Source organism: Formosa bonchosmolovskayae, assembly GCF_051016085.1.
Taxonomy (GTDB): domain Bacteria; phylum Bacteroidota; class Bacteroidia; order Flavobacteriales; family Flavobacteriaceae; genus Formosa.
In genome coordinates, this window is sequence record NZ_CP174605.1 from 599,041 (window position 1) to 622,218 (window position 23,178).

Sequence of the window (23,178 nt, forward strand, 5' to 3'; positions counted from 1 at the left end):
GATAGGACGTTTTAATTATAGATTTGTTACAAAAAAAATAAAAACAAAACAGTAAACAAACTATATATTTTTTAATGTAAATCCGTACTTTTGCGCATTAATATAACACAACACTAATGAGTAACGAGAAAACAATCAAATCTGCATTAATTTCAGTTTTTAGCAAAGATGGTTTAGAACCTATTATTAAAAAGTTAAACGAACTAGGTGTAACCATGTATTCTACTGGTGGTACACAGGCTTTTATAAACGATTTAGGAATAGACGTTGTACCTGTAGAGGACGTAACATCTTACCCTTCTATTTTAGGAGGACGTGTAAAAACATTACATCCAAAAGTTTTTGGTGGTATTTTAAACCGTCAAGATAATGAGCAGGATGTTGCTGAATTAGCAGAATTTGAAATCCCTCAAATAGATTTAGTTATTGTTGATTTATATCCGTTTGAAGATACAGTTGCTTCTGGTGCTAGTGAACAAGATATAATTGAAAAAATTGATATCGGTGGAATTTCATTAATTCGTGCCGCTGCAAAAAATTATAAAGATGTAGTTTGTGTATCTTCTGTAAATGAATATGCTTCGTTTCTAGAACTTATTTCTGAGCAAAACGGAACACTTACTTTAGAGCAAAGAAAAGATTTCGCAAGAAAATCTTTCAACGTATCGTCTCATTACGATTCTGCAATTTTTAATTACTTCAACCAAAATGACGAAGACACAGTATTAAAAATTAGTGAACAAAACGGTCATGTGTTACGTTATGGGGAAAACCCACACCAAAGAGGATTTTTCTTCGGAAAATTTGATGAAATTTTCACCAAACTTCACGGTAAAGAATTAAGCTACAATAACCTTTTGGATGTTGATGCTGCTGTGAATTTAATTAACGAATTTAAAGGTGACAAACCTACGTTTGCCATTTTAAAACATAATAATGCTTGTGGTGTTGCACAACGCGATACTTTAAGTGAGGCTTATACAGATGCTCTTGCAGGAGACCCTGTTTCTGCTTTTGGTGGTGTTTTAATTTCTAACACAGAAATAGATTTAGCTACTGCCGAAGATATTCATACTTTATTTTGTGAAGTTGTAATCGCACCATCTTTTAGCGAAGATGCTCTTGCACTTTTAAAAGGAAAGAAAAACAGAATCCTTTTAATTCTTCACGATATCGAAATGCCTAAAACAAGCGTAAGATCTTGTCTTAACGGTGTTTTAGTTCAAGACACAAACAACATTACAGATCGTTTAGAAGATTTATCTAAAGCGACAAACAATAATCCTACCGATAGCGAGTTAAATGATTTAATCTTTGCTTCTAAAATATGTAAGCACACCAAATCTAATACTATTGTATTAGTTAAAGGTGGACAATTATGTGCTAGTGGAACAGGACAAACAAGCCGTGTAGATGCACTTAACCAAGCCATACACAAAGCACAATCTTTTAACTTCGATTTAAAAGGTGCGGTTATGGCAAGTGATGCTTTTTTCCCTTTCCCTGATTGTGTAGAGATTGCAAAAAATGCAGGAATTACTGCTGTTATTCAGCCAGGTGGTTCTATTAAAGATCAATTAAGTATCGATTATTGTAATGATAACAACGTATCTATGGTATTTACAGGTACACGTCATTTCAAACATTAATTTCATTACTTTTACGACACCCAATTTTTTAATTAAAGCAAAAAAAGACATATAACGCATGGGATTTTTTGACTTCCTTACAGAAGAAATAGCTATTGACTTAGGAACAGCCAATACACTTATAATCCATAACGATAAAGTTGTAGTGGATAGTCCTTCAATAGTTGCTCGCGATCGCGTTAGCGGTAAAATCATTGCCGTTGGTAAAGAAGCGAGTATGATGCAAGGAAAGACGCACGAAAACATTAAAACAATTCGCCCGCTTAAAGATGGTGTAATTGCAGATTTTGATGCGTCCGAACAAATGATAAGTTTGTTTATAAAAAACATTCCTGCTTTAAAGAAAAAAATGTTTACACCAGCGCTTCGCATGGTTGTTTGTATTCCATCCGGTATTACCGAAGTAGAGATGCGAGCAGTAAAAGAATCTTGTGAGCGTGTTAACGGTAAAGAAGTTTATTTAATACACGAACCTATGGCTGCGGCCATAGGTATTGGTGTAGATATTATGCAACCTAAAGGTAACATGATTGTAGATATAGGTGGTGGTACTACCGAAATTGCAGTAATTGCTTTAGGTGGTATTGTTTGCGACAAATCGGTAAAAATTGCTGGAGATGTCTTTACAAACGATATTATATATTATATGCGTACGCAACACAACTTATATGTTGGTGAGCGTACTGCCGAAAAAATTAAAATCCAAATTGGTGCAGCTACCGAAGATTTAGAAATTCCGCCAGACGACATGAGTGTTCAAGGGCGTGATTTACTTACCGGTAAACCAAAACAAGTGCAAATTTCTTATCGTGAAATCGCTAAAGCATTAGACAAATCTATTCTTAGAATTGAAGATGCTGTAATGGAAACCTTATCACAAACACCTCCAGAATTAGCAGCCGATATTTACAATACAGGAATCTACTTAGCAGGTGGAGGATCTATGTTACGTGGTTTAGACAAGCGTCTGTCTCAAAAAACAGACTTACCTGTTTACATTGCAGAAGATCCGTTACGTGCCGTTGTACGTGGTACTGGAATTACACTAAAAAACTTACCTAAATTTAAGAGCGTCTTGATAAAATAGCTTTAAAGCATGCAGCAAATTTTAAACTTTATAATACGTAACAAAAACTTTTTGTTGTATTTGCTGCTGTTTTCATTGTCTGTGTTTTTGACAATACAAACGCATTCCTATCATAAAAGTAAATTTATAAATTCTGCTAATTTTTTAAGCGGCGGAATTTATACGCGTTTAAATAATATCAATCAGTATTTAGATTTAAAAACGCAAAACGAAAATTTATCTGAGGAGAATGCAAGACTTCGAAATCGGCTTCAAAATCATCACTTATCCATCGAGGAGGACTTTGTAGATACCACAAGTTTTAATGGTACCTACTTGTTCAGACCGGTGCGTGTTATTAAAAACAGCTATTCGGCAACAACTAATATCTTGTTAATAGATAAAGGGCTTAACGATAGTGTACAACAAGATTTTGGTTTAATTACCCCTAAAGGAATTCTTGGAATTGTAGATAAAACAAGCAACAATTATGCTACGGTTATTTCTATTTTAAACTCCAAAAGTAAAATTAGCGCGCAACTTAAAAAAACAAATCATTTCGGAACTCTAACTTGGGACGGAAGATCCCCAAAAACGGTTCAACTTATCGATATTCCTAAAATTGCCCCAATAGAAATTGGAGACACCATTGTAACCTCTGGACGTTCTGTAATCTTTCCTAAAGGTATTCAAGTAGGAACCATTGAAAGCTATAACTTAGACGCTGCCGAAAATAATTATGAAATAAATGTAACCTTGTTTAACGATATGACAAATATTGAACATGCGTACATTATAGAACATTTAGATGCACCCGAGATTAATAACATACTAAATCTATCCAATGAACAGTAGCGTTATATCTCAAGTTTTTAGGTTTATTTTACTTGTATTCGTGCAGGTTGTTATTCTAAATCATATTAATTTTTTAGGATACATTAACCCGTATATCTACATTTTATTTATCGTACTTTATCCGATAAAAAACGACCGTATCGTATTTTTATTACTTAGTTTTTTACTTGGTATTTTAGTCGATATCTTTTCAGATTCTGGAGGTATTAATGCCGCCGCTTGTGTAACGATAGCCTATTTAAGACCAATAGTTTTAAAATGGTCTTTTGGAACCGTTTACGAACACCAAACCATAAAGTTCAACAATGTAGATTTTGGCTCTAAACTTATGTATATAAGTATCCTAACGATTATACATCATTTAATCCTTTTTCTTTTAGAAGTTTTTAACTTTTCTGATATACTTTTAACACTCCAAAAGACGTTATTTTCTAGTATCTTTACCATTCTTCTGTGTATTATAGTTACTATTATTTTCAGCAAACGTACTAAATGAGGCAATTTTTATTATTTTTTACCATAATTACGGTTGGACTCGTATTTATTTCTCGGTTATTCTATCTTCAAATCTATAGCTCGCCGGCAAATAATTTATACGATGATAACGCTATCCGTAAAGTTTACGATTATCCAAAACGAGGCTTTGTTTACGACAGGAACGGTACGCTCTTAGTATCTAACCAATCGTCTTACGACGTCATGGTGATTCCGCGTGAGGTAAAAGCATTAGACACTATTGAATTTTGCAACTTATTAAAAATTGACAAAGAGAAATTCATAAAAACATATAAAAAGGCGTACCACTATTCGCCACGATTACCTTCTGTTTTTGTATCTCATTTATCTAAAGAAGACTATGCCGTTCTTCAAGAAAAAATGAGAAAATTTGAAGGTTTCTACATACAGAAACGCTCTCTTCGTCATTATGAAGCTTCAATTGGAGCAAATGTTTTAGGTGATATTGGAGAAGTAAATAATGCCATTATTAACAAACATCCCTATTATAAAATGGGGGATTTAATTGGTAAGCAAGGTATTGAATTGTCTTACGAAGAAGAATTAAGAGGTAAGAAAGGAATTAAATTCATTCAAAAGAACAGGTTTAATAAAAATATTGGTCCGTATAAAGATGGTAAATTCGATACCTTACCAGATCCTGGTAAAGATATTAAAATCACCATCGATGCAACCTTACAAGCTTATGGCGAGCAATTAATGCAAAATAAGCATGGTGGAATTATAGCCATAGAACCTAGTACAGGTGAAATTTTAACTATGATTTCGGCCCCCACTTACGACCCGAATTCTTTGGTAGGAAGAAAACGCTCTCAAAACTTTACAAAACTTTACAGAGATTCCATTGCAAAACCTCTATACGATAGAGGTTTATTAGCACAATATCCTCCAGGTTCACCATTTAAAGTATTAAATGCACTTATTGGATTACAAGAAGGTGTTGTCACTACAGAAGAAAAATTCACTTGTAATCACGGGTATAGTTACGGAAACAGGAAAATGGGTTGCCACGCTCACGCCAGTCCTTTAGCGATGAATATGGGGATTTACGAATCGTGCAATGCCTATTTTGCCAATGTATACCGCAGAATAATTGAAAAATACGATACGCCTTACGAAGGAATGAATGTTTGGAATAAACACGTGACTAGTTTCGGATTAGGAGACTACTTGGGGTACGACCTTAAAATTGGTAGCCCAGGACGAATTCCTAGTGGAGATTTTTACGATAAATGGTATGGTAAAAACAGATGGCGCACCACCTTTACGCTTTCTAATGCTATTGGACAAGGTGAAATTGAGGCTACGCCAATCCAGTTAGCTAACATGGTTGCGGCCATTGCTAACCGTGGTTATTTTTACACGCCTCACATAATAAAATCTATAGAAGGTCAGGAAATAGACGCGCATTTTACAACACCAAGACACACTACTATAGACAAAAAGAATTTTGAACCTGTAGTTCAGGGAATGTATGATGTATACAATAAAGGTACCGCTTCTCGATTACAAGTTGAGGGTATCGAAATATGCGGAAAAACAGGAACGGCCGAAAACTTTACAAAAATTGATGGCGTAAAAACACAACTTACAGATCACTCTATTTTTATTGCTTTTGCACCTAAAGACGATCCTAAAATTGCGATTGCTGTTTTTGTAGAAAATGGATATTGGGGAGGAAGATTTGCAGGTAGAATAGCGAGTTTAATGGTCGAAAAATATTTACGCGGTACAATTACAAGGACCGATATGGAAGATTGGATTTTAACGCATAGTTTAGAGCACGAATACCAAAAACCATATTCTGGCGAGCCATTCAAAATAAATCGAGGGACAACTTTAGAAACTGTAGAACGCGATTTAAAAAATCAAGATCACTTACTTCCACCTAAATCCTAGTTATGATTAGAGAAACTAATAGACATTTTTCTTTCGACTGGACCACAATTATTATTTTCATGATGCTTGTTGGTTTCGGGTGGGTAAATATTATATCGGCTTCTCATGTAGGAGAAACTATAGATTATTTAGATTTTTCTCAACCTTTTGGTAAACAGCTTATGTTTATTGGCTTAACCATAGGTTTAATTATTATTATTTTAGCCATCGAAGCCAAGTTCTATGAACGTTTTGCCAGCGTGGTTTACGTAATATCCATGCTCTCCTTAATTGGACTCTTTATTTTTGGTAAAAATGTAAATGGAGCACAGTCATGGTATGGTATTGGTGGGATGACCATACAACCTAGTGAGTTTGCTAAAGCAGCCACAGCACTAGCTGTAGCCAAATATGTTAGTGATTTACAAACCGATATAAAACGCTTCCCAGACCAGATTAAAACGTTTATCATTATATGTATACCCGCGTTTTTAATCCTCTTACAAAACGATGCCGGGAGTACTATTGTTTACGGCGCATTCTTTTTTGTATTGTATAGAGAAGGTCTACCTCAGATTTATTTAACCTTGGCCATTAGCGTTATTCTTATTTCTATTTTATCCTTAAAATTCGGTCCGGTTATCACATCCATTGTAGCGGCTACAGTTGTTTTTGCACAGTATTTTTTAAGCAAAAAGAAACCTGTTATTTTACAACCTATAATTATCACTCTAGCTACAGTTGTAATGTCTGTTGGTGTTCATTTTTTTTATGATAATGTATTACAAGCGCATCAAAAAGACAGAATTAGTTTATGGCTTAGATTAGAAAACGACACCGATAAATTAGCAGCAATGCGTCGTGATATTCTGTACAATTTATACGAGTCTGAGAAAGCAATTAGCTCTGGCGGATTTTCAGGACGTGGATTTATGGAAGGCACACGAACCACAGGGAAATTTGTTCCCGAACAACACACCGATTACATTTTTAGTACAGTAGGCGAAGAATGGGGATTTGTTGGTAGTTGTATGGTGGTTATTTTATTTGTCTTGTTAATGTTACGAATTCTTCATCTTGCCGAATTACAAAAATCGCAATTTAGTCGTGTTTATGGCTATTCGGTAGCTGCAATTATGTTTCTGCATTTTATGATTAATATTGGTATGGTTATGGGACTTATCCCTACCATTGGTATTCCTCTTCCCTTTTTTAGCTACGGCGGATCTGGTCTTTGGGGCTTTACCATCTTACTTTTTATCTTTGTAAAATTAGACTCGAATAGGATTAATGAATGGTAACAAATTGCCGTTATTTAGTTTATGTAAGCGAATCATCATCTTGTCTAAAAAAGACAAAAATATAATTGCGGTTTGAGGCCAAAAGATTAATTTTATACATAACTTCGTTTGTGATATTGTTTTTCAAATATGCTATTATGACCAGCAACTTTAAATTTCTCATCTTCTTTATCTGTTTTTCATTTCAAATTCAAAGTCAGAATTTGCCTAAAGAATTTACTATAAAATCGGAACAGGGCAATTTAAATATTGAACAGGCGCTTAGTAAATATCTTCAGTTCGAATCTGTTAGCGGACATGAAAAAGAAGCTGGAGACTGGTTAAAAGGTCTCTGTGAATTAAACGGATTGCACATAAAAGAAATGGGGAATTCCGACGGGAATTATAACTTCGCGGCATCCATTTATCCTTTAAATAGTGGGTTACCTAACATTATTTTATTAAATCATATAGATGTGGTTCCTGCAGGAAATATTACCAAGTGGGAATATCCACCATTTTCGGGTGCAATTACAGACACCGAAATTTGGGGACGTGGAGCCTTCGACAACAAAGGAAATGGGATCATGCACTTATTTAGCGTAATAGAACTGTTTCAGAAATATGGCGATAAACAGATGCCTTATAACGTTACCCTTTTGGCTGTATCTGGAGAAGAAACGCAAGCTCCTGGAGGCGCTACTTTTGTTGTCGAAAACTTTTTAAAAGAACTACATCCCATAGTCGTTATAGGCGAAGGACCACCAGCCTTTAACTCCGTTTTAAAATCCGATCCAGAACAAGTGTTATTCGGAATCTCTATTACACATAAGCGTCCGCTATGGTTAAAATTATCCTTAAAGATTAAGACCTCTGCACATGGTTCTATTACACCAATAAATTATGCCAACAAAGGCATGATCGAAGCGCTTGATAATCTTATAGAAAAGAAACAAGAAGTGGTTTATAACGACATAAACATTAATATTTTAAAGCAATTAGGGCAGTTAGAAAAAGGCGCACCTGCGCTCGCTTTAAAGCATCCGAGACTTTTTAAAGCCTTACTTGTACCTCAACTTAGAAAAAAACCTGAGTTGTTTTCATTATTTTCAAATTCTATTACCTTAACTAGCGTAGATAGTAATAACGAAGTGATTAATGTGATCCCTAATGAAGTTACAGCCTTATTAGACTGTCGTTTATTACCTAGTCAGACTAACGAAGAGTTTCTTGCTAAAATAAAAAAACAATTAAAGAATAAGGATATTAAAGTTGAAGTGATTCAGCAAATGCCTATTACAGAGCCTTCAGACGATAAAACGATATTTTTTACCAAAATTAAGGAGGCTTTAAAAAAGAATTATCCCGAAGCGCATTCTTTAAGTGTTTCTGTTCCTAATTATAACGATGTGAGCTTCTTTAGAGCGCAAGGCATTAACTCGTATTGCTTTACACCTATCCAATTAGAACGTCATTATTTAGAACGTATTCATAATACTAACGAACGCATTCCACGTGGGACAATTAGTAAAGGACAACAAACATTCTTCGATTTTATTGAAGGTTGTTTATTGCTTTAAATAGTAATTTATAATGCAACACAATTACGCAACATAAGTAATATAATTATTCAAACAGGTTTTACGAATACCTATACTCTATAACTTTTTAAATCTTACCACAAATGAAAGTAGCCTTTTTCAGTACTAAATCTTACGACATTACCTCTTTCGAAAAACATAGTAACAGCGCTCACGACTTTACTTTTTATGAAAGTACATTAAACACAAAAACCGTAAAATTAACTCAAGGATGCGATGCTGTATGTGCTTTTGTAAACGATCATTTACACGAACGTACGATTAAGATGTTGGCGGAATATGGCGTAAAATTAATTGCTATGCGATGTGCAGGTTTTAATAATGTAGATTTAAAAGCAGCCAAAGCCGCTAACATTAAAGTGTTACGTGTTCCTGCCTACTCCCCTATGGCTGTTGCCGAACATGCTTCGGCATTAATTTTAACCTTAAACAGAAAAACGCATAAAGCATATAACCGCGTACGTGAAGGTAATTTTTCTTTAGAACGACTTACTGGGTTCGATTTATATAATAAAACCGTTGGAGTGGTTGGAACTGGTAAAATCGGACAGTACTTTATTAAAATCATGCAAGGCTATGGCTGTAACGTTATTGCCTACGATCTTTATCCTAACGATGCCGTAAAAGCTCTAGGCGTGAACTACGTTACTATGGACGAACTATTGGAGAGATCGGATATTATTTCGCTTCACTGCCCATTAACAGAGGACACGCACCACCTCATTGGAAAAGAGGCGTTTTCTAAAATGAAAAAAGGGGCCATGTTAATTAATACCAGCCGTGGTGCTTTAATTGATACTAAAGAAGCTGTTGAAGCTCTAAAAAATAAGACTTTAGAATATTTTGGAATTGATGTTTACGAACAAGAAGAAAAACTGTTTTTCCGTGATTTATCAGAAAACATTATCATGGACGATGTAATCTCTCGTTTAATCTCTTTCCCTAATGTTTTAATTACATCTCATCAAGGATTTTTAACACACGAAGCCTTAGATAAAATTGCAGAAGTGACCATGAAAAACTTAACAGATTTTGAAAACGGTGTAGAAACTCAAAACGAAGTTGTTCTCAATTAAGTAAATTTACCCCCACTTTACAAATCTTAAAAACTATTATCATGACACTAGGAGCGTTTTCCATCAGTTTAAATGTAAAAAATATAGAAGTATCTAAATTGTTTTATGAAACTTTAGGTTTTACCGTTTTTGGAGGCGATATAGAGAAGAACTACCTAATTATGAAAAATGGCGATACCTTAATCGGGTTATTTCAAGGCATGTTCGATACCAATATTTTAACTTTCAATCCGGGATGGGATCAAGATGCAAAAACGCTAGATGCCTTTAACGATGTTAGGGATATTCAAAAAAAACTTAAAGATAAAGGTATAACATTATCTTCGGAAGTAGACGAATCGTCTACAGGTCCAGGAAACATTATAGTTATGGATCCAGATGGTAACCCTATACTTATCGATCAGCACGTTTAGAACCCGCCAAACAAAATCGGTGTTAAATATTGCAAATCAATTATTTAAAACCAATCTGTTTGCTAAATTGTAGATTATTAATTTACAATAGAAAACGGTGAGCATGAGGCGACATAATTTTTTACGAGTTGGTATTAAACACCTTCGTTTTTTACCTGTTTCTTTGGTTAGCTTATGCTGTTCTTTCGGCTTAATAGCTCAAAATTTAGAAGTAGAATCAGTAAAAAAAGAGGGGTACAATAGAGTTACAGGGGTATCAACTTTTAGTCCGTTAAATAATCTAACCTACACACAGCAGACTCTGGACACACAACATTTTGCTCTTGGACACTTTAAAGTGCTTAGTAATGCCGTGACATTAGAACCTTTTGTTAACCTACAATTAACAGCTACAGGTGGCACAGTAGAACAACAATCGTTTTTTAGTCCGTTACCACCAAACATCCATCTGTATTATCGCGCCGAGATTTCTTATGCCATTTCAAATTATCTGCAACCCTATATGTACACGCAACATTTAAGTTCTTCTATAAATCAGAACCCAGGGATAGACAATGACAACTTACGTTTAAATCCGTTTTTTATGCAATCGGAAATTGGCACAGGTATAAAAACAGAAGTAAAAGGTTATTATATAGAGACAGGAGTTAGAACAATGACAAACCCTACTTTGGATAGTCAGACTTCGCAAACCCAAGTATTCTCTAAGTTAAGCACAAGATTCTAGACATCGTATTGAAGTAATATTATAACCGATAAGAGTTAAAAAAGCGGTGGTTTTATCTTATCTTTATAAGACAATAATTATGACAAATTAGTCATTTACTCATATTTTATCCGTCTCTATGAAACTACTATTAACAGGTGCTACTGGTTATATTGGCAAACGATTATTACCCGTATTAATCGCGCAGGGACATCATGTAGTGTGTGGAGTTCGCGATCCGAAACGTTTTAATCCGCCAGAATCTCTTATCGCTTCCATTAGTGTTATTACTATTGATCTTTTGGATGAAGCGAGTCTAGAAAATATTCCAACAGATATTGAAGCCGCTTATTATTTGGTACATTCCATGTCGGCATCTAGCGATTATCAGGATTTAGAGAAACAATCTGCCATATATTTTAGAGAGGCCATTAATAAAACCAATGCAAAGCAAGTTATTTACTTAAGTGGTATAGTTAATGGCGATCAATTATCCGAGCATTTAAATTCGCGACAAACCGTAGAGCACGAACTTAACAAAGGAACATACTTTTTAACCACGTTAAGAGCCGGAATAATTATTGGTTCAGGAAGTGCATCGTTCGAGATTATTAGAGATTTGGTAGAGAAACTCCCCGTAATGATTACCCCAAGATGGCTAAACACCAAATGTCAGCCTATTGGTATTACAGACGTTATTTCATTTTTATGCAAGGCCTTAAACCACAAAGAAACTTTTGGGAAAAATTTTGATATTGGCGGTCCTGATATATTAACTTATAAAGAGATGCTTTTACAATTTGCGGAAGCGCGCGGACTTAAACGCTATATCTATATTGTGCCTGTAATGACGCCTCGCCTGTCTTCTTATTGGTTATATTTTGTTACCTCAACTTCGTACAAACTTGCAATTGCACTTGTTAATAGTATGAAAGTTGAAGTCATTTGCAGAGACAACCGAATTAACGATATTCTAGACATTACACCAGTATCTTACAAGGAAGCCCTAAGTAAAGCCTTTAAAAAAATTGAAACCAACGAGATTATTTCCAGTTGGAAAGACGCTTTAAGTAGTGGTACCATGAATATAAATATGTCCGATTTTATACAAATTCCAACACACGGATGTTTTATAGACAAACGCGAGAAAGCATTTGCAAATAGAGACGAGGCTATCGATCGCATTTGGCGAATTGGAGGAGAAACCGGATGGTATTATGGAAATAGACTATGGAAATTAAGAGGCTTTGTAGATAAACTTTATGGTGGTGTAGGATTACGACGCGGACGTACGCATTTAGACGAATTATTCCCTGGTGATGCCTTAGATTTTTGGCGCGTTTTATATGCCAATAAAGAAGAAGGTCGATTACTTTTATTTGCCGAAATGAAACTTCCAGGTGATGCCTGGCTAGAATTTAAAATTAAAGACAATACTTTAGTGCAAACTGCAACATTTAGACCTGTAGGTTTATCTGGACGCTTATATTGGTATAGCGTATTGCCTTTTCACGGATTTATTTTTAAAAATATGCTAAATAGCATTACAGCATAAACACAACTTTTACAACCGATTTACTTTATGACACTTACCCTATTTTGGTTTCGACGCGACTTAAGATTAACAGATAATATAGGCCTTTTTGAAGCTTTAAAAAGTAACACTAATGTTCTTCCTATATTTATTTTTGATGAAAATATTTTAAATGAATTAGATGCTGAAGATGCTCGTGTTCAATTCATTCATGCCTCTTTAAAAGATATTAATAAGGAACTAAATACTTTTAAATCGTCTGTTTTATGTTTAAAAGGCAAACCCTTAGACATTTGGAAACAATTGGTTAAAGATTATACCATAGATGCTGTATACACCAATACCGATTACGAACCTTATGCTACAACGCGAGATGCAGAAGTTAAAGCCTTTTTAGCTGAAAGCAATATTGAATTTCATCAGTTTAAAGATCAAGTGATTTTCGAACCTAACGACGTTTTAAAACAAGACGGGAATCCGTATACAGTATACACACCATATAAAAATAAGTGGTTAGAACATTTTCAAGGTGTTTCTCTTCTTGATGAACCGCAATTTAAAAATTTACATCGGCACGTATTTGACTTCCCTAGCTTAGATTCCATCGGATTTAAATCGTCTTCTAAAGAAGTAAAATCCTTTAATCTAGAACAAATAGGCGAATATGCAAAGTTTAGAGATTTCCCGAATAAAGATATTGGGAGTTACTTGGGGCCACATTTACGTTTCGGGACAGTAAGCATTCGGGAAATTATTTCAAAATTAAAGCCGGAAGACAACACTTTCTTAAGCGAATTGGTATGGCGCGAATTTTTTACTCAAATTTTATTTCATTTCCCAAAGGTGGTTCATCACAATTTTAGAGATAAGTACGACGATATAGCGTGGAGAAATAACGAAGATGAATTTAAATTATGGTGCGAAGGTAAAACGGGTTACCCAATGGTAGACGCAGGTATGCGCCAATTAAACCAAACGGGATATATGCATAATCGTGTGCGTATGGTTACTGCGGCATTCTTATGCAAACATTTACTAATTCATTGGACTTGGGGAGAAGCATATTTTGCAAAGCACTTATTAGATTACGAATTAGCCTCTAATAATGGAAACTGGCAATGGTCTGCAGGAACAGGTTGCGATGCCGCTCCATATTTTAGAATATTTAATCCGATTACACAGCTGGAAAAATTCGATAAAAACTTAGAGTATGTAAAAACATGGATTCCCGAATTTGGCACCGATGCATATCCTGACCCTATAGTAGATCATAAAGAAGCTAGAGCGCGTGCTTTGGAAACGTATAAAGTTGGAATACGAAATTAATTCGAAATAGAAGAATCCCTTAATACTTTATAGGATAAAAATGTAGATACTTTTTTATAAGCTAAGGCAAAAACTATGTGAGAAAGAGAAAATTCTTCACTTATTTCATATACTGCTTATGATACTTTTTAGGGACATTTAACATACCAAAACACTCTCCATCTTCCTTACCTAAATGCTTATGATGTACTTTGTGCGCTTTTCTTAGTCCGATTAAGTATTTATTTTTAGTCTTACTAAACCACTTAAAGCGCTGATGTATTAAAACATCGTGAACTAAAAAATAAGCGATACCATAAAACATAATTCCCAAACCAATAAAAAATAAAACATTTAGTTCTGGATTGATCCCGAAATAGAGTAATGCAATACTAGGAATGGCAAAAATGACAAAAAATATATCATTCTTTTCGAACACATGTGGGTATTTTGGCTGATGATGGTCGGCATGTAAATACCATAAAAAACCATGCATAATATATTTATGCGTTAACCACGTTATGCCTTCCATAACTAAAAAGGTGGCTAGAGTAACACCAATATATATTAAAATCTGCATCATTATTTATTTGAATGTTTTTTAATATTAAACAACATAATCTTCTTATAGTCTTCTGTTAAATTCGCAGTTTCTATATGCTTATTCACAAACGCCCGATCTTCGTCGATATTATCATAATTTAAAAAACTTGGTGCGTTAAGCTGACAAAGTAATCGAACGTAACGTCCTTCTATATTATTTGGATTCTCGCTAATAAAATCTTCTAAAACCTTTTTGCCTTCTTTAAAGTGATTTAATTTTCTAAATGGCCAATTTGTAAATTCTGCTTGTCGCATAATGGCCGACGCCAAATACGGTAATTTAAATTCACAGTTTACATTATCCATTTCGTCTATAAACAACATGAGTTCATCTTCCGTGAGGATCGCATGAAAATCGGCCCTTACTTCGGGCATGTCGCTACAGTTGCTTTGAGGATTCACAGTTAAAAAAAGTATTATAAGTAGGGTTTTAAATAACATTGAGTTTATATCTTATATATGCTTTGGTTAAAATAACCAATTTTAACGGATTTGAGATACGAATTCGCTCATATAATAAAGTTTTTGAATCTGCACGCTTTAATTTATGAAGCAATTTTAAATAATATTTATAAGCTAAATAAACACCTAACCGGCTTTCCATTGGTAATTGCACAATACCTTTATAGGCTTCATCGAAATCCGATTCGATATCTTTTATAATATCTTCTTTAGCCAAATTAGTCAGTCCATTTTTATTCACATTTGGAAAATACGAACGCCCAAGGATCTCTGTATCGTCTTTTATATCTCTTAAGAAATTTACTTTTTGAAATGCAGAACCTAAGTATTTGGCAGCACCTTTTAAGGCATTAAATTGAGCCTCGTCATTGTTTACAAACACGCGCAAACACATTAAGCCTACAACATCTGCAGATCCATAAATGTAATTCTTGTAAGCTTCATCGGTATCGTATTCTGTAACCTTTAAATCGCATTCCATACGTTTCAGGAAATCTTCGACATAGGTTTGCAGATTATAATTTCTAACCACCTCTTGAAACGCGTTTATAATGGGATTTAAACTTATTTTACGTTCTAGAGCTTTATGATAATCGGCAACAAATTCATAAAACAACTCTTCTTGCTCATAGCCTTCAAAAGAATCTACAATCTCATCTGCATAGCGTACAAAACCATAAATGGCATAAATATGTGGTCTAATTGAGGGCGCAAACAATTGAATACCCCAAGAAAATGAAGTACTATATTCTTTAGTAACAATCTTACTACATTTTAAACTAGAGGTATCGAAAAGTGCTTTCATGATTTAGAATATTTTGAAATTAATTCGCTTACAATTTTCCCTGAAATTAATGATGGAGGTACGCCTGGTCCTGGCACTGTTAATTGTCCGCAGAAATATAAATTATCTACTTTTTTACTCTTTAATTTTGGACGTAAAATATGGGTTTGCAATAACGTATTTGCCAATCCGTATGCATTCCCTTTATAAGAATTATAATCGTCTTTAAAATCGTTCACACAGTACGATTCTTTAAATAATATATGAGACCTAACGTCGCTACCAATGGTATCTTCTAATCGGGTCATTAGTTTATCGAAATACTTTGCTCTTATCTCTGGCGTATCTTCTAAATCTGGAGCAATAGGCATTAAAAATATTCCCGCTTCTTTTCCTTCTGGGGCAGCAACTGCATCTGTCTTACTCGGAAAACTCGCATAAAACAAAGGTTTCTCTGGCCATGTTTTGGTATCGTAAATGGTTTCGGCATGTGCTTCGAAATCGGTATCGAAAAACAAAGTGTGATGAGTAACCTTGTCTATAGGCTTATCGAAGCCTACAAAAAATAACAAGGCAGAAGGAGCAAATGTTTTCTTATCCCAGTATAATTCCGAGTACTGTTTAAAGGCTTCTGGAAGTAAGGTTTCGGTATGGTGATAGTCGGCACCACTTAATAAGATATCGCAAGGATAATCTTGCTGTGTAGTTGTTACACTTTTAACCTGCTTACCATCTAAATTAATAGCTGTTACAGATCTGTTAGTTTCGAATTTCACACCTAGACTCAATGCTAATTTTTCTATACCTTTTACAACTTCGTACATACCACCCATAGGATGCCAAGTCCCGAGTTCGAAATCGGCATAGTTCATAAAATTATAAAACGAAGGTGTATTGCTTGGTTTTGCGCCCAGAAACAACACTGGAAATTCTAATATTTTTTGAAGTGACTTGTTCTTTACATAACCAGCCACCTGATTTTTTATTGTTTTTATAAATGCTCCCGATTTGGTAATGGTTTCCCAATTAACAATCTCGAAAACACTTTCGCCTGGATTATAAACTAGGTCTTTAATTGCAATATTATAGTTGTCTTCAGACTTTTTCATAAACTTCTGAAGCGCTTTACCGCTATTGGGTTCTATAGTTTCGAACGTAGATTTAATTTTTTCTAAATCATCTTCTATGGCGATAGATTCGTCTTTATTAAAATAGACTTTATAGGCTGGATTTAATTTCTTTAATGCATAAAAATTGGTTGTAGAGGTTTTAAAATCGTTGAAAAAAGATTCAAAAACATCGGGCATCCAATAAAACGTAGGACCAATATCGAATACAAAACCATCCTTTTTAAACTGTCTTGCACGACCACCTATGGTATCGTTTTTTTCGAGTATGGTAACATCGAAACCAGCTTGTGCTAAATAACAGCTTGCTGATAAGGATGAAAATCCAGAACCCATTATTATTACTTTTTTCTTCTTCATTTGAATTTTAAACTTAGACTTAAAATAATCTGACAACGGAAAAAAATTGCCGTTGCCAGATTAACTACTAACCAACCTATGTATTTTTAATGTAATTTAATAAATTAATTTCTAATTAGTTAGGTAAAAGCACACGATCTATAACATGAGCTACACCATTAGAGGCTACTACATCTGCGGTAACAATATTAGATTGTCCTCCAGTCGCATCCTGAATAACATAAGTAGATCCCGAAGCCACTACATTTAAATTATTTCCTGAGAAAGCAGTTTCTACAGAGGTTTCAGATAAATCAGCTGCATAAATTTCTGCAGGCACTACGTGATACAGTAAAATGTTTTTTAATAATTCCATTTCTTCAGCAGTATCAAAGTCGTCTAAACTATTAAAATCTTCTCCTAAGGCGTCTAGTAAAGCCACAAATGCATCGTTAGTTGGTGCAAATACAGTAAATGGACCTTCACTATTTAAAGTATCTACTAAATCGGCCTTAATTACGGCTGCTTGTAAAATAGATAAGTTATCATTTCCAACTACAACTTCTACTAAAGTTTGAGCGTTAAGCATATCAATAATGGCTTGAGGTAGCAAAATTTTGTCAATGATATGAATGACCCCGTTTGAAGCTTCAATATCTGCAGTCGTTACCATCGCGGCATTTTCTGTAGCATCTTCTAAATGTACACCATTAGACAAGTCTACCATTACTGTTTCTCCTTGTACAGTGGCTACTTCTTGATTATCTGAAAGCTGATCAGAAGTTACGGCTGCTCCAGCAACAACATGGTATTGTAAAATTGTAGTTAACATCGCTTTACCTTCCTCAGTATCAAAATCAGATAAACTATTAAAACCATCTAATTGAGTTAATAAGTCTACGAAAGCCTGATTTGTTGGTGCGAATACCGTAAACGGTCCGTTACCACTTAAAGTAGATACTAAATTACTGTCTGTTCCCGTATCGGCTAAAATTAATGCAGAAACTAAATTACTAAGTTCTGGAGTGTCTTGAGCCATTTCTACAATATTACGGTCTTCCATCATTACATCATTATTATCGTCGTCGTTATCACAAGCCACAATAATAAATAAGCTAAAAAAAGCTACTAGGTATTTAAAATTTGTTTTCATGTCTATCTTTTTTATTGTTAAAGTTATACAAATCTATATATTATATTTTATTTGTCCAACTTAATTTAAAATAAATTAGACAAATGAATTTTAACAAAATTTCTGTTACGCGTTATTTTTGTTTAACTTTGCCCAACAAATACTTAGACATGAGTAATTATACTATGGCGCAAATAGTGTCTTTAACAGGCATTAAATCGCACACATTAAGAAAATGGGAAAGTCGTTACAACTTTCTAGAACCACAACGAACAGATACTAATATTAGATACTATAGTGATGAGCAATTAAAAAAACTATTGAATATTAGCATTTTAACTCGTAATGGATTCAGAATATCTAAGATTGATAAGATGTCTGAAACTGAAATTAATGAGGAGGTTTCTAAAATTGTATTGATTGGCTCGTCTGAAGATGAGGTTAGCGCTTTAATACTTAGTATGATTACTTTAAATGAAGACGAGTTTGACGCCACTATAAATGCCGAAATCCTTAGAACGGGCTTAATTAGTACAATTACTGGACTTATTTACCCATTTTTAGCTCAGGTGGGCGTGCTTTGGGGCGCTAATAAAGTGATGCCCGCACAAGAACATTTTATTTCGAACTTAATTAGACAAAAAATATTTTCGGCTATAGAATTATTACCCAAACCATTACCTAACGCTCCAAAAGTTTTACTCTTTTTACCAGAAAACGAAAATCATGAATTGGGATTGTTACTGGCCTCTTATATTGCGCAAAACATAGGCTGGCGCGCCTACTATTTAGGACAAAATGTACCGAATGAAAATATTAAAATGGTTGTAGATATTACACATCCAAACGTCATGGTAACCATGTTTACCACACATACTAAGAAATCTGTAGAATCTAGACTTAAAGGATTAACGGACGAATTAGACATTCCTATAATTGTTTCTGGGTATATTGAAAACCCTGAAGATTTAAAATTAATATCAGAAAACATTCATTATTTATTTAAACCAGATGAATTTATTCCGCTTTTAAAAGACATTGAAGCTAAGCATTTAGTAGATAATGCTTTAAATTAGACTTTATTATTTGAATGTTTTAATAATTCTGAAGCGAAAAACAATATCGTTAGTTCGCGTTAGTTTATCGCCTCCATTAACTACATTATCCTCATTCGTATAGTGATAAGCTAAGCTACTTTCTATTTTAAAATCGGGATTAAATTGATATCCCAAACCTGGAGTTACACGAATTACATCATTAAATTGAGAGGTACTAACCATATTAAAGAACCCTTCTAAAGCCACAGGTATGTAAAAACCTTCTCCTTCTCCAAACAGAATACCTTCTAAATTAAAGACTGCCTGAACTTGATATCTAAAACGCAAACCAAAAAACTGGTTGTTAGGATCGTTAGAAAACACTAAGCGTTCTTCAAACCTAAATAACTGTTTAAAAACAACTCTAGGACTTACATTTACTGCCAGTTGGTAACCCTGAAAAGGTCTAACCTCGAAAGAGCCATAATCTTCATTATCTTTTGTAGTTAAAAAAAACAAGGCGGTTCCAAAAAGTAACTTTTCGTTATGCTTAAACTTTTTAAAGATGAGTTTGTCGAAATTTTTCTCGAACGACCCTTTTAAAATTATACGGTGCCAACTTTTTGGCATAATGGTTCTATAACCAATATTTCCTATAAATTTCTGACCATCTCCCATATTCCAAGAAGGATCAAAATCAAACCAGACTTGTTGCGTAAACTCGCTATCGTCTGTAACAGTATTCTCCTGATCTTGTGCATTTAGCTGTTGCATAGAAAGCACAAAAACAACACTTAAAACGCTCCTTAAAACCAAAGGGCTACATACCAATTTAAAGGATGTCACTATATCTGCTAATCTATTAAGCATTACATTTCATTTACCAGAGCATTAAAAAACAATATATTTTTAGAATATTTAAAAATATAAAAACAAGTCGCAAAACTACTTAAGATTTCATTAATTTTAAAACAATAAAATCATTTGGCCTTTAACATTCAGTTTGCGTTAATTCGTCCAAAACGTTAAGAATTCCTTAAAAAACTAAATATTTAAATTATATTTATCCCGATTTAAACTCTTAACCATAAAACTTATGAATTTAAAAAGCGCCTTTTTTAGCTTTATATGTTTCATTTTTGTGTCTCAGCTTTCTGCTCAAGTAACGACCACAACCACTGTTTCGGCAAACAGTACGGACATTAGTCTGAACTTAGATTTAGAGGCTGTATCTTCTGCTTTTGGCGAATCTAAGGATTTAGAAGATTTCGAAAAAAAATTAAACGATCCCGAAGCTAAAATTTCAAATTTAGATTTAAATGAAGATGGAGACGTCGATTATTTACGTGTAGTCGAAGTTTCAGAAAAACAAACCCATGTTATAACAATTCAAGCGGTAATAGCGAAAGATCAATTCCAAGATGTAGCAACAATAGATGTAGAAAAATCGGGAGAAGACACTACAGTATTAGTCACTGGAGACGAGTATATTTATGGGGCCAATTATTACATTGCTCCATTTTATAACGTAGTCCCTCCTATTTATGGATGGTTTTGGGGCCCATATTATAATCCATGGATGTCGCCTTGGTATTGGGGATTTTATCCGCCATACTTTAGACCATGGAGACCATTCCCACCACATATATATCACAACAATGTGCATGTGCATATTAATAACCATAACCGCTACCATCGCGATCATTTAAAACGTAACCATAGAGCAAAACACTTACAGAAATCGGTGAGCCATAAAGATCTTCAGAAGAAATTTCCTAACAAATCTTTTAAGGATCGTAACTCTGGAATGACTAACAAACGTGATTTTAACTCTAGTACTAAAGCACGCTACAATCAATCTAATTATAATAAGATAGACCGATCTAGATCTACACGTCCTATTAGCCGACCAACATACTCTAGACCAATGACTAGACCTGCAGGTAGATTTAGTGGCTTTAGACGATAATATTAAAACCAAACACTATAATTAATAAACATGAAAACAATGAAAAAATACCTAACATTATTTGTTCTTAGTATTTTGCCTTATGCCATGATGGCGCAAAATGAAGAAAAGCAAATTGATCTTGATGCTATATTGCTTTTTGATCAAATGGGAGAGGCTATTGGAGAATTAAGTTCAGTATCCTTTCACTTAAGTACGACAAACGAAGTTTTAAATGCAGACAAAAAAGTGGAAACAGCATACAACGAGTGTGATGTTAAAATGGTAGGTCCAGATAAAATGGTAGTAAAACAACATAGTAAAGATAAGCACAGTGCTTACTACTATAATGGTGAAGTGATTACCTATTATTCTTTTAAAGAAAACAACTACATTACTGTTGATGCTCCGAATAACATTATCGACATGATTGATTTCATGCATGATAATTTCTCTATGGATTTCCCTGCAGCTGATTTTTTCTATCCAACTTTTACAGACGATATCATAGAAAACTTTAATTCTATTACCTATGTAGGTTTAGATTTATTAGGTGGCGAAGAATGTAACTTAGTAAAAATTGAAAATGAAAATGTAAGTGTACAAATCTGGATTTCTGCAGAAGCACACACCCTTCCAAAGCAATTTGAAATTACTTATAAAAAGAAGGACAATTTGAAGTTTAAAGGCACTTTTAGCGATTGGCAACTTAACCCTGAATTACATTCAGATATTTTCCAGTTTACGCCTCCAGCAAGTGCACGATTAATTAGCGTTTTAATTGCTCAATCTTAAAACCAACTAAAAAATTAAAAACATATCTCATGAAAATTCAAAATATACATACTCACATAAAAATAGGTTTAGTGGTGCTTTTATTGGCATTCTTAAATCCTATAGATTTACAAGCACAACGTTTTAACCGTGGTGGCGGTGGCGCTTCTAGAGGTGGAGCAACAGCTCATCGTTCTACGCCTTCAAGATCAATAAGCAAACCTAGTACGTCTGCTTCACGTACTCGTTCTAACTCTAGTATTAATGGCGGATTTAATAAATCGTCTTCACGTAATCTTCCTAAAAAATCAACTGCTACGAAATCGAAATTACCTTCGAAAACGACAAATTCAGGGATTAAGTCTAAGAATACTAATATAAGGAATAAGAAAACATCTAATATTGGAAACAAAAAAACATCTAATATTAAAAACAAATCTGGAAATAAGGTTAATGTTAAAAACAATAATGTCAATATTAATGTAAATAACAGCAGACACAATACCGTTAACAGAAGAAATACAGCTGTTAGACATAGCCCTGTGCGTTACAACCGTCCGCCTTACCGTTACGGAGGTCGCGGATATTACTGTCACAGACCATACTACTACCACCCATACCGTCCGTTTTACTGGGGACCAATGTGGCACCCATGGGGTTACTTCATTACTACTTTAGCGACTACAGCTATTATTGTTAGTGTAGAGAATCAAAAATACCACTATGACAATGGAGTGTATTATGTAGCCGAAAATGATGGTTATACAGTTGTACAAGCTCCTGTTGGTGCAACGGTACAAACATTACCTAAAGAAGCAGAAACCGTAGAAGTAAATGAGACCACAAATAACTATTACTATGGTGGTGCATACTACGAAAAAAGCGATGAAGGTTATACTGTAGTACCTGCAACTGCTGGAACTATTGTACCAAGTTTACCAGAAGGTGGTGAAGAAACTAAAATTGGAGATCAAACATATGTTCAATTTGGAGACACGTACTACCAACCCGTACAAGTAGATGGTAAAGACATGTACGAAATTGTAGAAGTTAAAGACGAAGAATAATTCGTTACCTATTAAAATACCAAAGG

The 23,178-nt window shown here is 34.3% G+C and carries 22 protein-coding genes; 16 read left to right on the top strand and 6 right to left on the bottom strand.

Going from position 1 to position 23,178, the window contains the following annotated elements; genetic code table 11:
* Window positions 1–116: 116 nt before the first annotated feature.
* The 12 genes from purH (at window position 117) to ACKC83_RS02550 (ending at window position 13,900) form a co-directional block, all read left to right on the top strand.
* Window positions 117–1,649 (top strand): bifunctional phosphoribosylaminoimidazolecarboxamide formyltransferase/IMP cyclohydrolase, encoded by a 1,533-nt coding sequence (gene purH / locus ACKC83_RS02495; protein WP_434036916.1) that lies wholly within the window; start codon window positions 117–119, stop codon window positions 1,647–1,649.
* Between the two features lie 58 nt (window positions 1,650–1,707).
* On the top strand, window positions 1,708–2,736 hold the full coding sequence (locus ACKC83_RS02500; RefSeq protein ID WP_382382681.1) for a rod shape-determining protein: 1,029 nt from the start codon (window positions 1,708–1,710) through the stop codon (window positions 2,734–2,736).
* 9 nt (window positions 2,737–2,745) lie between these two features.
* The gene (mreC, locus tag ACKC83_RS02505; RefSeq protein ID WP_434036917.1) at window positions 2,746–3,570 is read left to right on the top strand and encodes a rod shape-determining protein MreC; all 825 of its coding nucleotides are present in this window, start codon (window positions 2,746–2,748) and stop codon (window positions 3,568–3,570) included.
* Entirely contained in the window at window positions 3,560–4,066 is a 507-nt protein-coding gene (locus tag ACKC83_RS02510; RefSeq protein ID WP_414036771.1) for a rod shape-determining protein MreD, read from the top strand. The genes mreC and ACKC83_RS02510 overlap by 11 nt, the downstream gene beginning before the upstream one ends.
* On the top strand, window positions 4,063–5,985 hold the full coding sequence (mrdA, locus tag ACKC83_RS02515; protein ID WP_434036918.1) for a penicillin-binding protein 2: 1,923 nt from the start codon (window positions 4,063–4,065) through the stop codon (window positions 5,983–5,985). The genes ACKC83_RS02510 and mrdA overlap by 4 nt, the downstream gene beginning before the upstream one ends.
* Before the next feature lie 2 nt (window positions 5,986–5,987).
* A complete protein-coding gene (gene rodA, locus ACKC83_RS02520; protein ID WP_434036919.1) occupies window positions 5,988–7,265 on the top strand; it encodes a rod shape-determining protein RodA in 1,278 nt (425 codons plus the stop codon).
* A gap of 137 nt (window positions 7,266–7,402) precedes the next feature.
* Window positions 7,403–8,824: a M20/M25/M40 family metallo-hydrolase gene (locus tag ACKC83_RS02525; protein WP_434036920.1), complete on the top strand. Its 1,422-nt coding sequence runs from the start codon at window positions 7,403–7,405 to the stop codon at window positions 8,822–8,824.
* Between the two features lie 104 nt (window positions 8,825–8,928).
* Window positions 8,929–9,921, top strand: coding sequence for a 2-hydroxyacid dehydrogenase (locus ACKC83_RS02530; RefSeq protein WP_434036921.1), 993 nt, complete (start codon window positions 8,929–8,931; stop codon window positions 9,919–9,921).
* A 41-nt stretch (window positions 9,922–9,962) separates the two neighbouring features.
* Window positions 9,963–10,334 (top strand): VOC family protein, encoded by a 372-nt coding sequence (locus ACKC83_RS02535; protein ID WP_434036922.1) that lies wholly within the window; start codon window positions 9,963–9,965, stop codon window positions 10,332–10,334.
* A 103-nt stretch (window positions 10,335–10,437) separates the two neighbouring features.
* Window positions 10,438–11,061, top strand: a complete 624-nt coding sequence (locus ACKC83_RS02540) for a hypothetical protein (protein ID WP_434036923.1) — start codon at window positions 10,438–10,440, stop codon at window positions 11,059–11,061.
* 118 nt (window positions 11,062–11,179) lie between these two features.
* Window positions 11,180–12,595 (top strand): SDR family oxidoreductase, encoded by a 1,416-nt coding sequence (locus tag ACKC83_RS02545; protein WP_434036924.1) that lies wholly within the window; start codon window positions 11,180–11,182, stop codon window positions 12,593–12,595.
* A 27-nt stretch (window positions 12,596–12,622) separates the two neighbouring features.
* A complete protein-coding gene (locus tag ACKC83_RS02550; protein ID WP_434036925.1) occupies window positions 12,623–13,900 on the top strand; it encodes a cryptochrome/photolyase family protein in 1,278 nt (425 codons plus the stop codon).
* A gap of 100 nt (window positions 13,901–14,000) precedes the next feature.
* On the opposite strand, the gene ACKC83_RS02555 is transcribed toward ACKC83_RS02550, so the two are convergent.
* The 5 genes from ACKC83_RS02555 to ACKC83_RS02575 all read right to left on the bottom strand — a co-directional run bounded on the left by ACKC83_RS02555 (window position 14,001) and on the right by ACKC83_RS02575 (window position 18,347).
* Window positions 14,001–14,459 carry a sterol desaturase family protein gene (locus ACKC83_RS02555; RefSeq protein WP_434037754.1) on the bottom strand — a complete coding sequence of 153 codons (459 nt, stop codon included), beginning with the start codon at window positions 14,457–14,459 and terminating at the stop codon, window positions 14,001–14,003.
* A 2-nt stretch (window positions 14,460–14,461) separates the two neighbouring features.
* The gene (locus tag ACKC83_RS02560; RefSeq protein ID WP_434036926.1) at window positions 14,462–14,857 is read right to left on the bottom strand and encodes a hypothetical protein; all 396 of its coding nucleotides are present in this window, start codon (window positions 14,855–14,857) and stop codon (window positions 14,462–14,464) included.
* Between the two features lie 55 nt (window positions 14,858–14,912).
* The gene (locus ACKC83_RS02565) at window positions 14,913–15,749 is read right to left on the bottom strand and encodes a phytoene/squalene synthase family protein (RefSeq protein ID WP_414036761.1); all 837 of its coding nucleotides are present in this window, start codon (window positions 15,747–15,749) and stop codon (window positions 14,913–14,915) included.
* Complete coding sequence (locus ACKC83_RS02570; protein ID WP_434036927.1) at window positions 15,746–17,215, bottom strand: phytoene desaturase family protein; 1,470 nt, start codon at window positions 17,213–17,215, stop codon at window positions 15,746–15,748. The genes ACKC83_RS02565 and ACKC83_RS02570 overlap by 4 nt, the downstream gene beginning before the upstream one ends.
* A 115-nt stretch (window positions 17,216–17,330) precedes the next feature.
* A complete protein-coding gene (locus ACKC83_RS02575; RefSeq protein ID WP_434036928.1) occupies window positions 17,331–18,347 on the bottom strand; it encodes a fasciclin domain-containing protein in 1,017 nt (338 codons plus the stop codon).
* A gap of 149 nt (window positions 18,348–18,496) precedes the next feature.
* Between ACKC83_RS02575 and ACKC83_RS02580 the strand changes: the two genes are divergently transcribed.
* On the top strand, window positions 18,497–19,402 hold the full coding sequence (locus ACKC83_RS02580; RefSeq protein ID WP_414036758.1) for a MerR family transcriptional regulator: 906 nt from the start codon (window positions 18,497–18,499) through the stop codon (window positions 19,400–19,402).
* Window positions 19,403–19,408: 6 nt separating this feature from the next.
* On the opposite strand, the gene ACKC83_RS02585 is transcribed toward ACKC83_RS02580, so the two are convergent.
* On the bottom strand, window positions 19,409–20,233 hold the full coding sequence (locus ACKC83_RS02585) for a DUF2490 domain-containing protein (protein WP_434036929.1): 825 nt from the start codon (window positions 20,231–20,233) through the stop codon (window positions 19,409–19,411).
* Between the two features lie 226 nt (window positions 20,234–20,459).
* Here ACKC83_RS02585 and ACKC83_RS02590 point away from each other — a divergent pair, with 226 nt between their 5' ends.
* Genes ACKC83_RS02590 through ACKC83_RS02600 form a run of 3 tightly spaced genes read left to right on the top strand, consistent with a single transcriptional unit; the run spans window position 20,460 to window position 23,152 of the window.
* A complete protein-coding gene (locus ACKC83_RS02590; protein ID WP_434036930.1) occupies window positions 20,460–21,332 on the top strand; it encodes a hypothetical protein in 873 nt (290 codons plus the stop codon).
* A gap of 39 nt (window positions 21,333–21,371) precedes the next feature.
* A complete protein-coding gene (locus ACKC83_RS02595) occupies window positions 21,372–22,106 on the top strand; it encodes a DUF2092 domain-containing protein (RefSeq protein ID WP_414036755.1) in 735 nt (244 codons plus the stop codon).
* A gap of 29 nt (window positions 22,107–22,135) precedes the next feature.
* Window positions 22,136–23,152 carry a DUF6515 family protein gene (locus ACKC83_RS02600; protein ID WP_434036931.1) on the top strand — a complete coding sequence of 339 codons (1,017 nt, stop codon included), beginning with the start codon at window positions 22,136–22,138 and terminating at the stop codon, window positions 23,150–23,152.
* Window positions 23,153–23,178 lie beyond the last annotated feature (26 nt).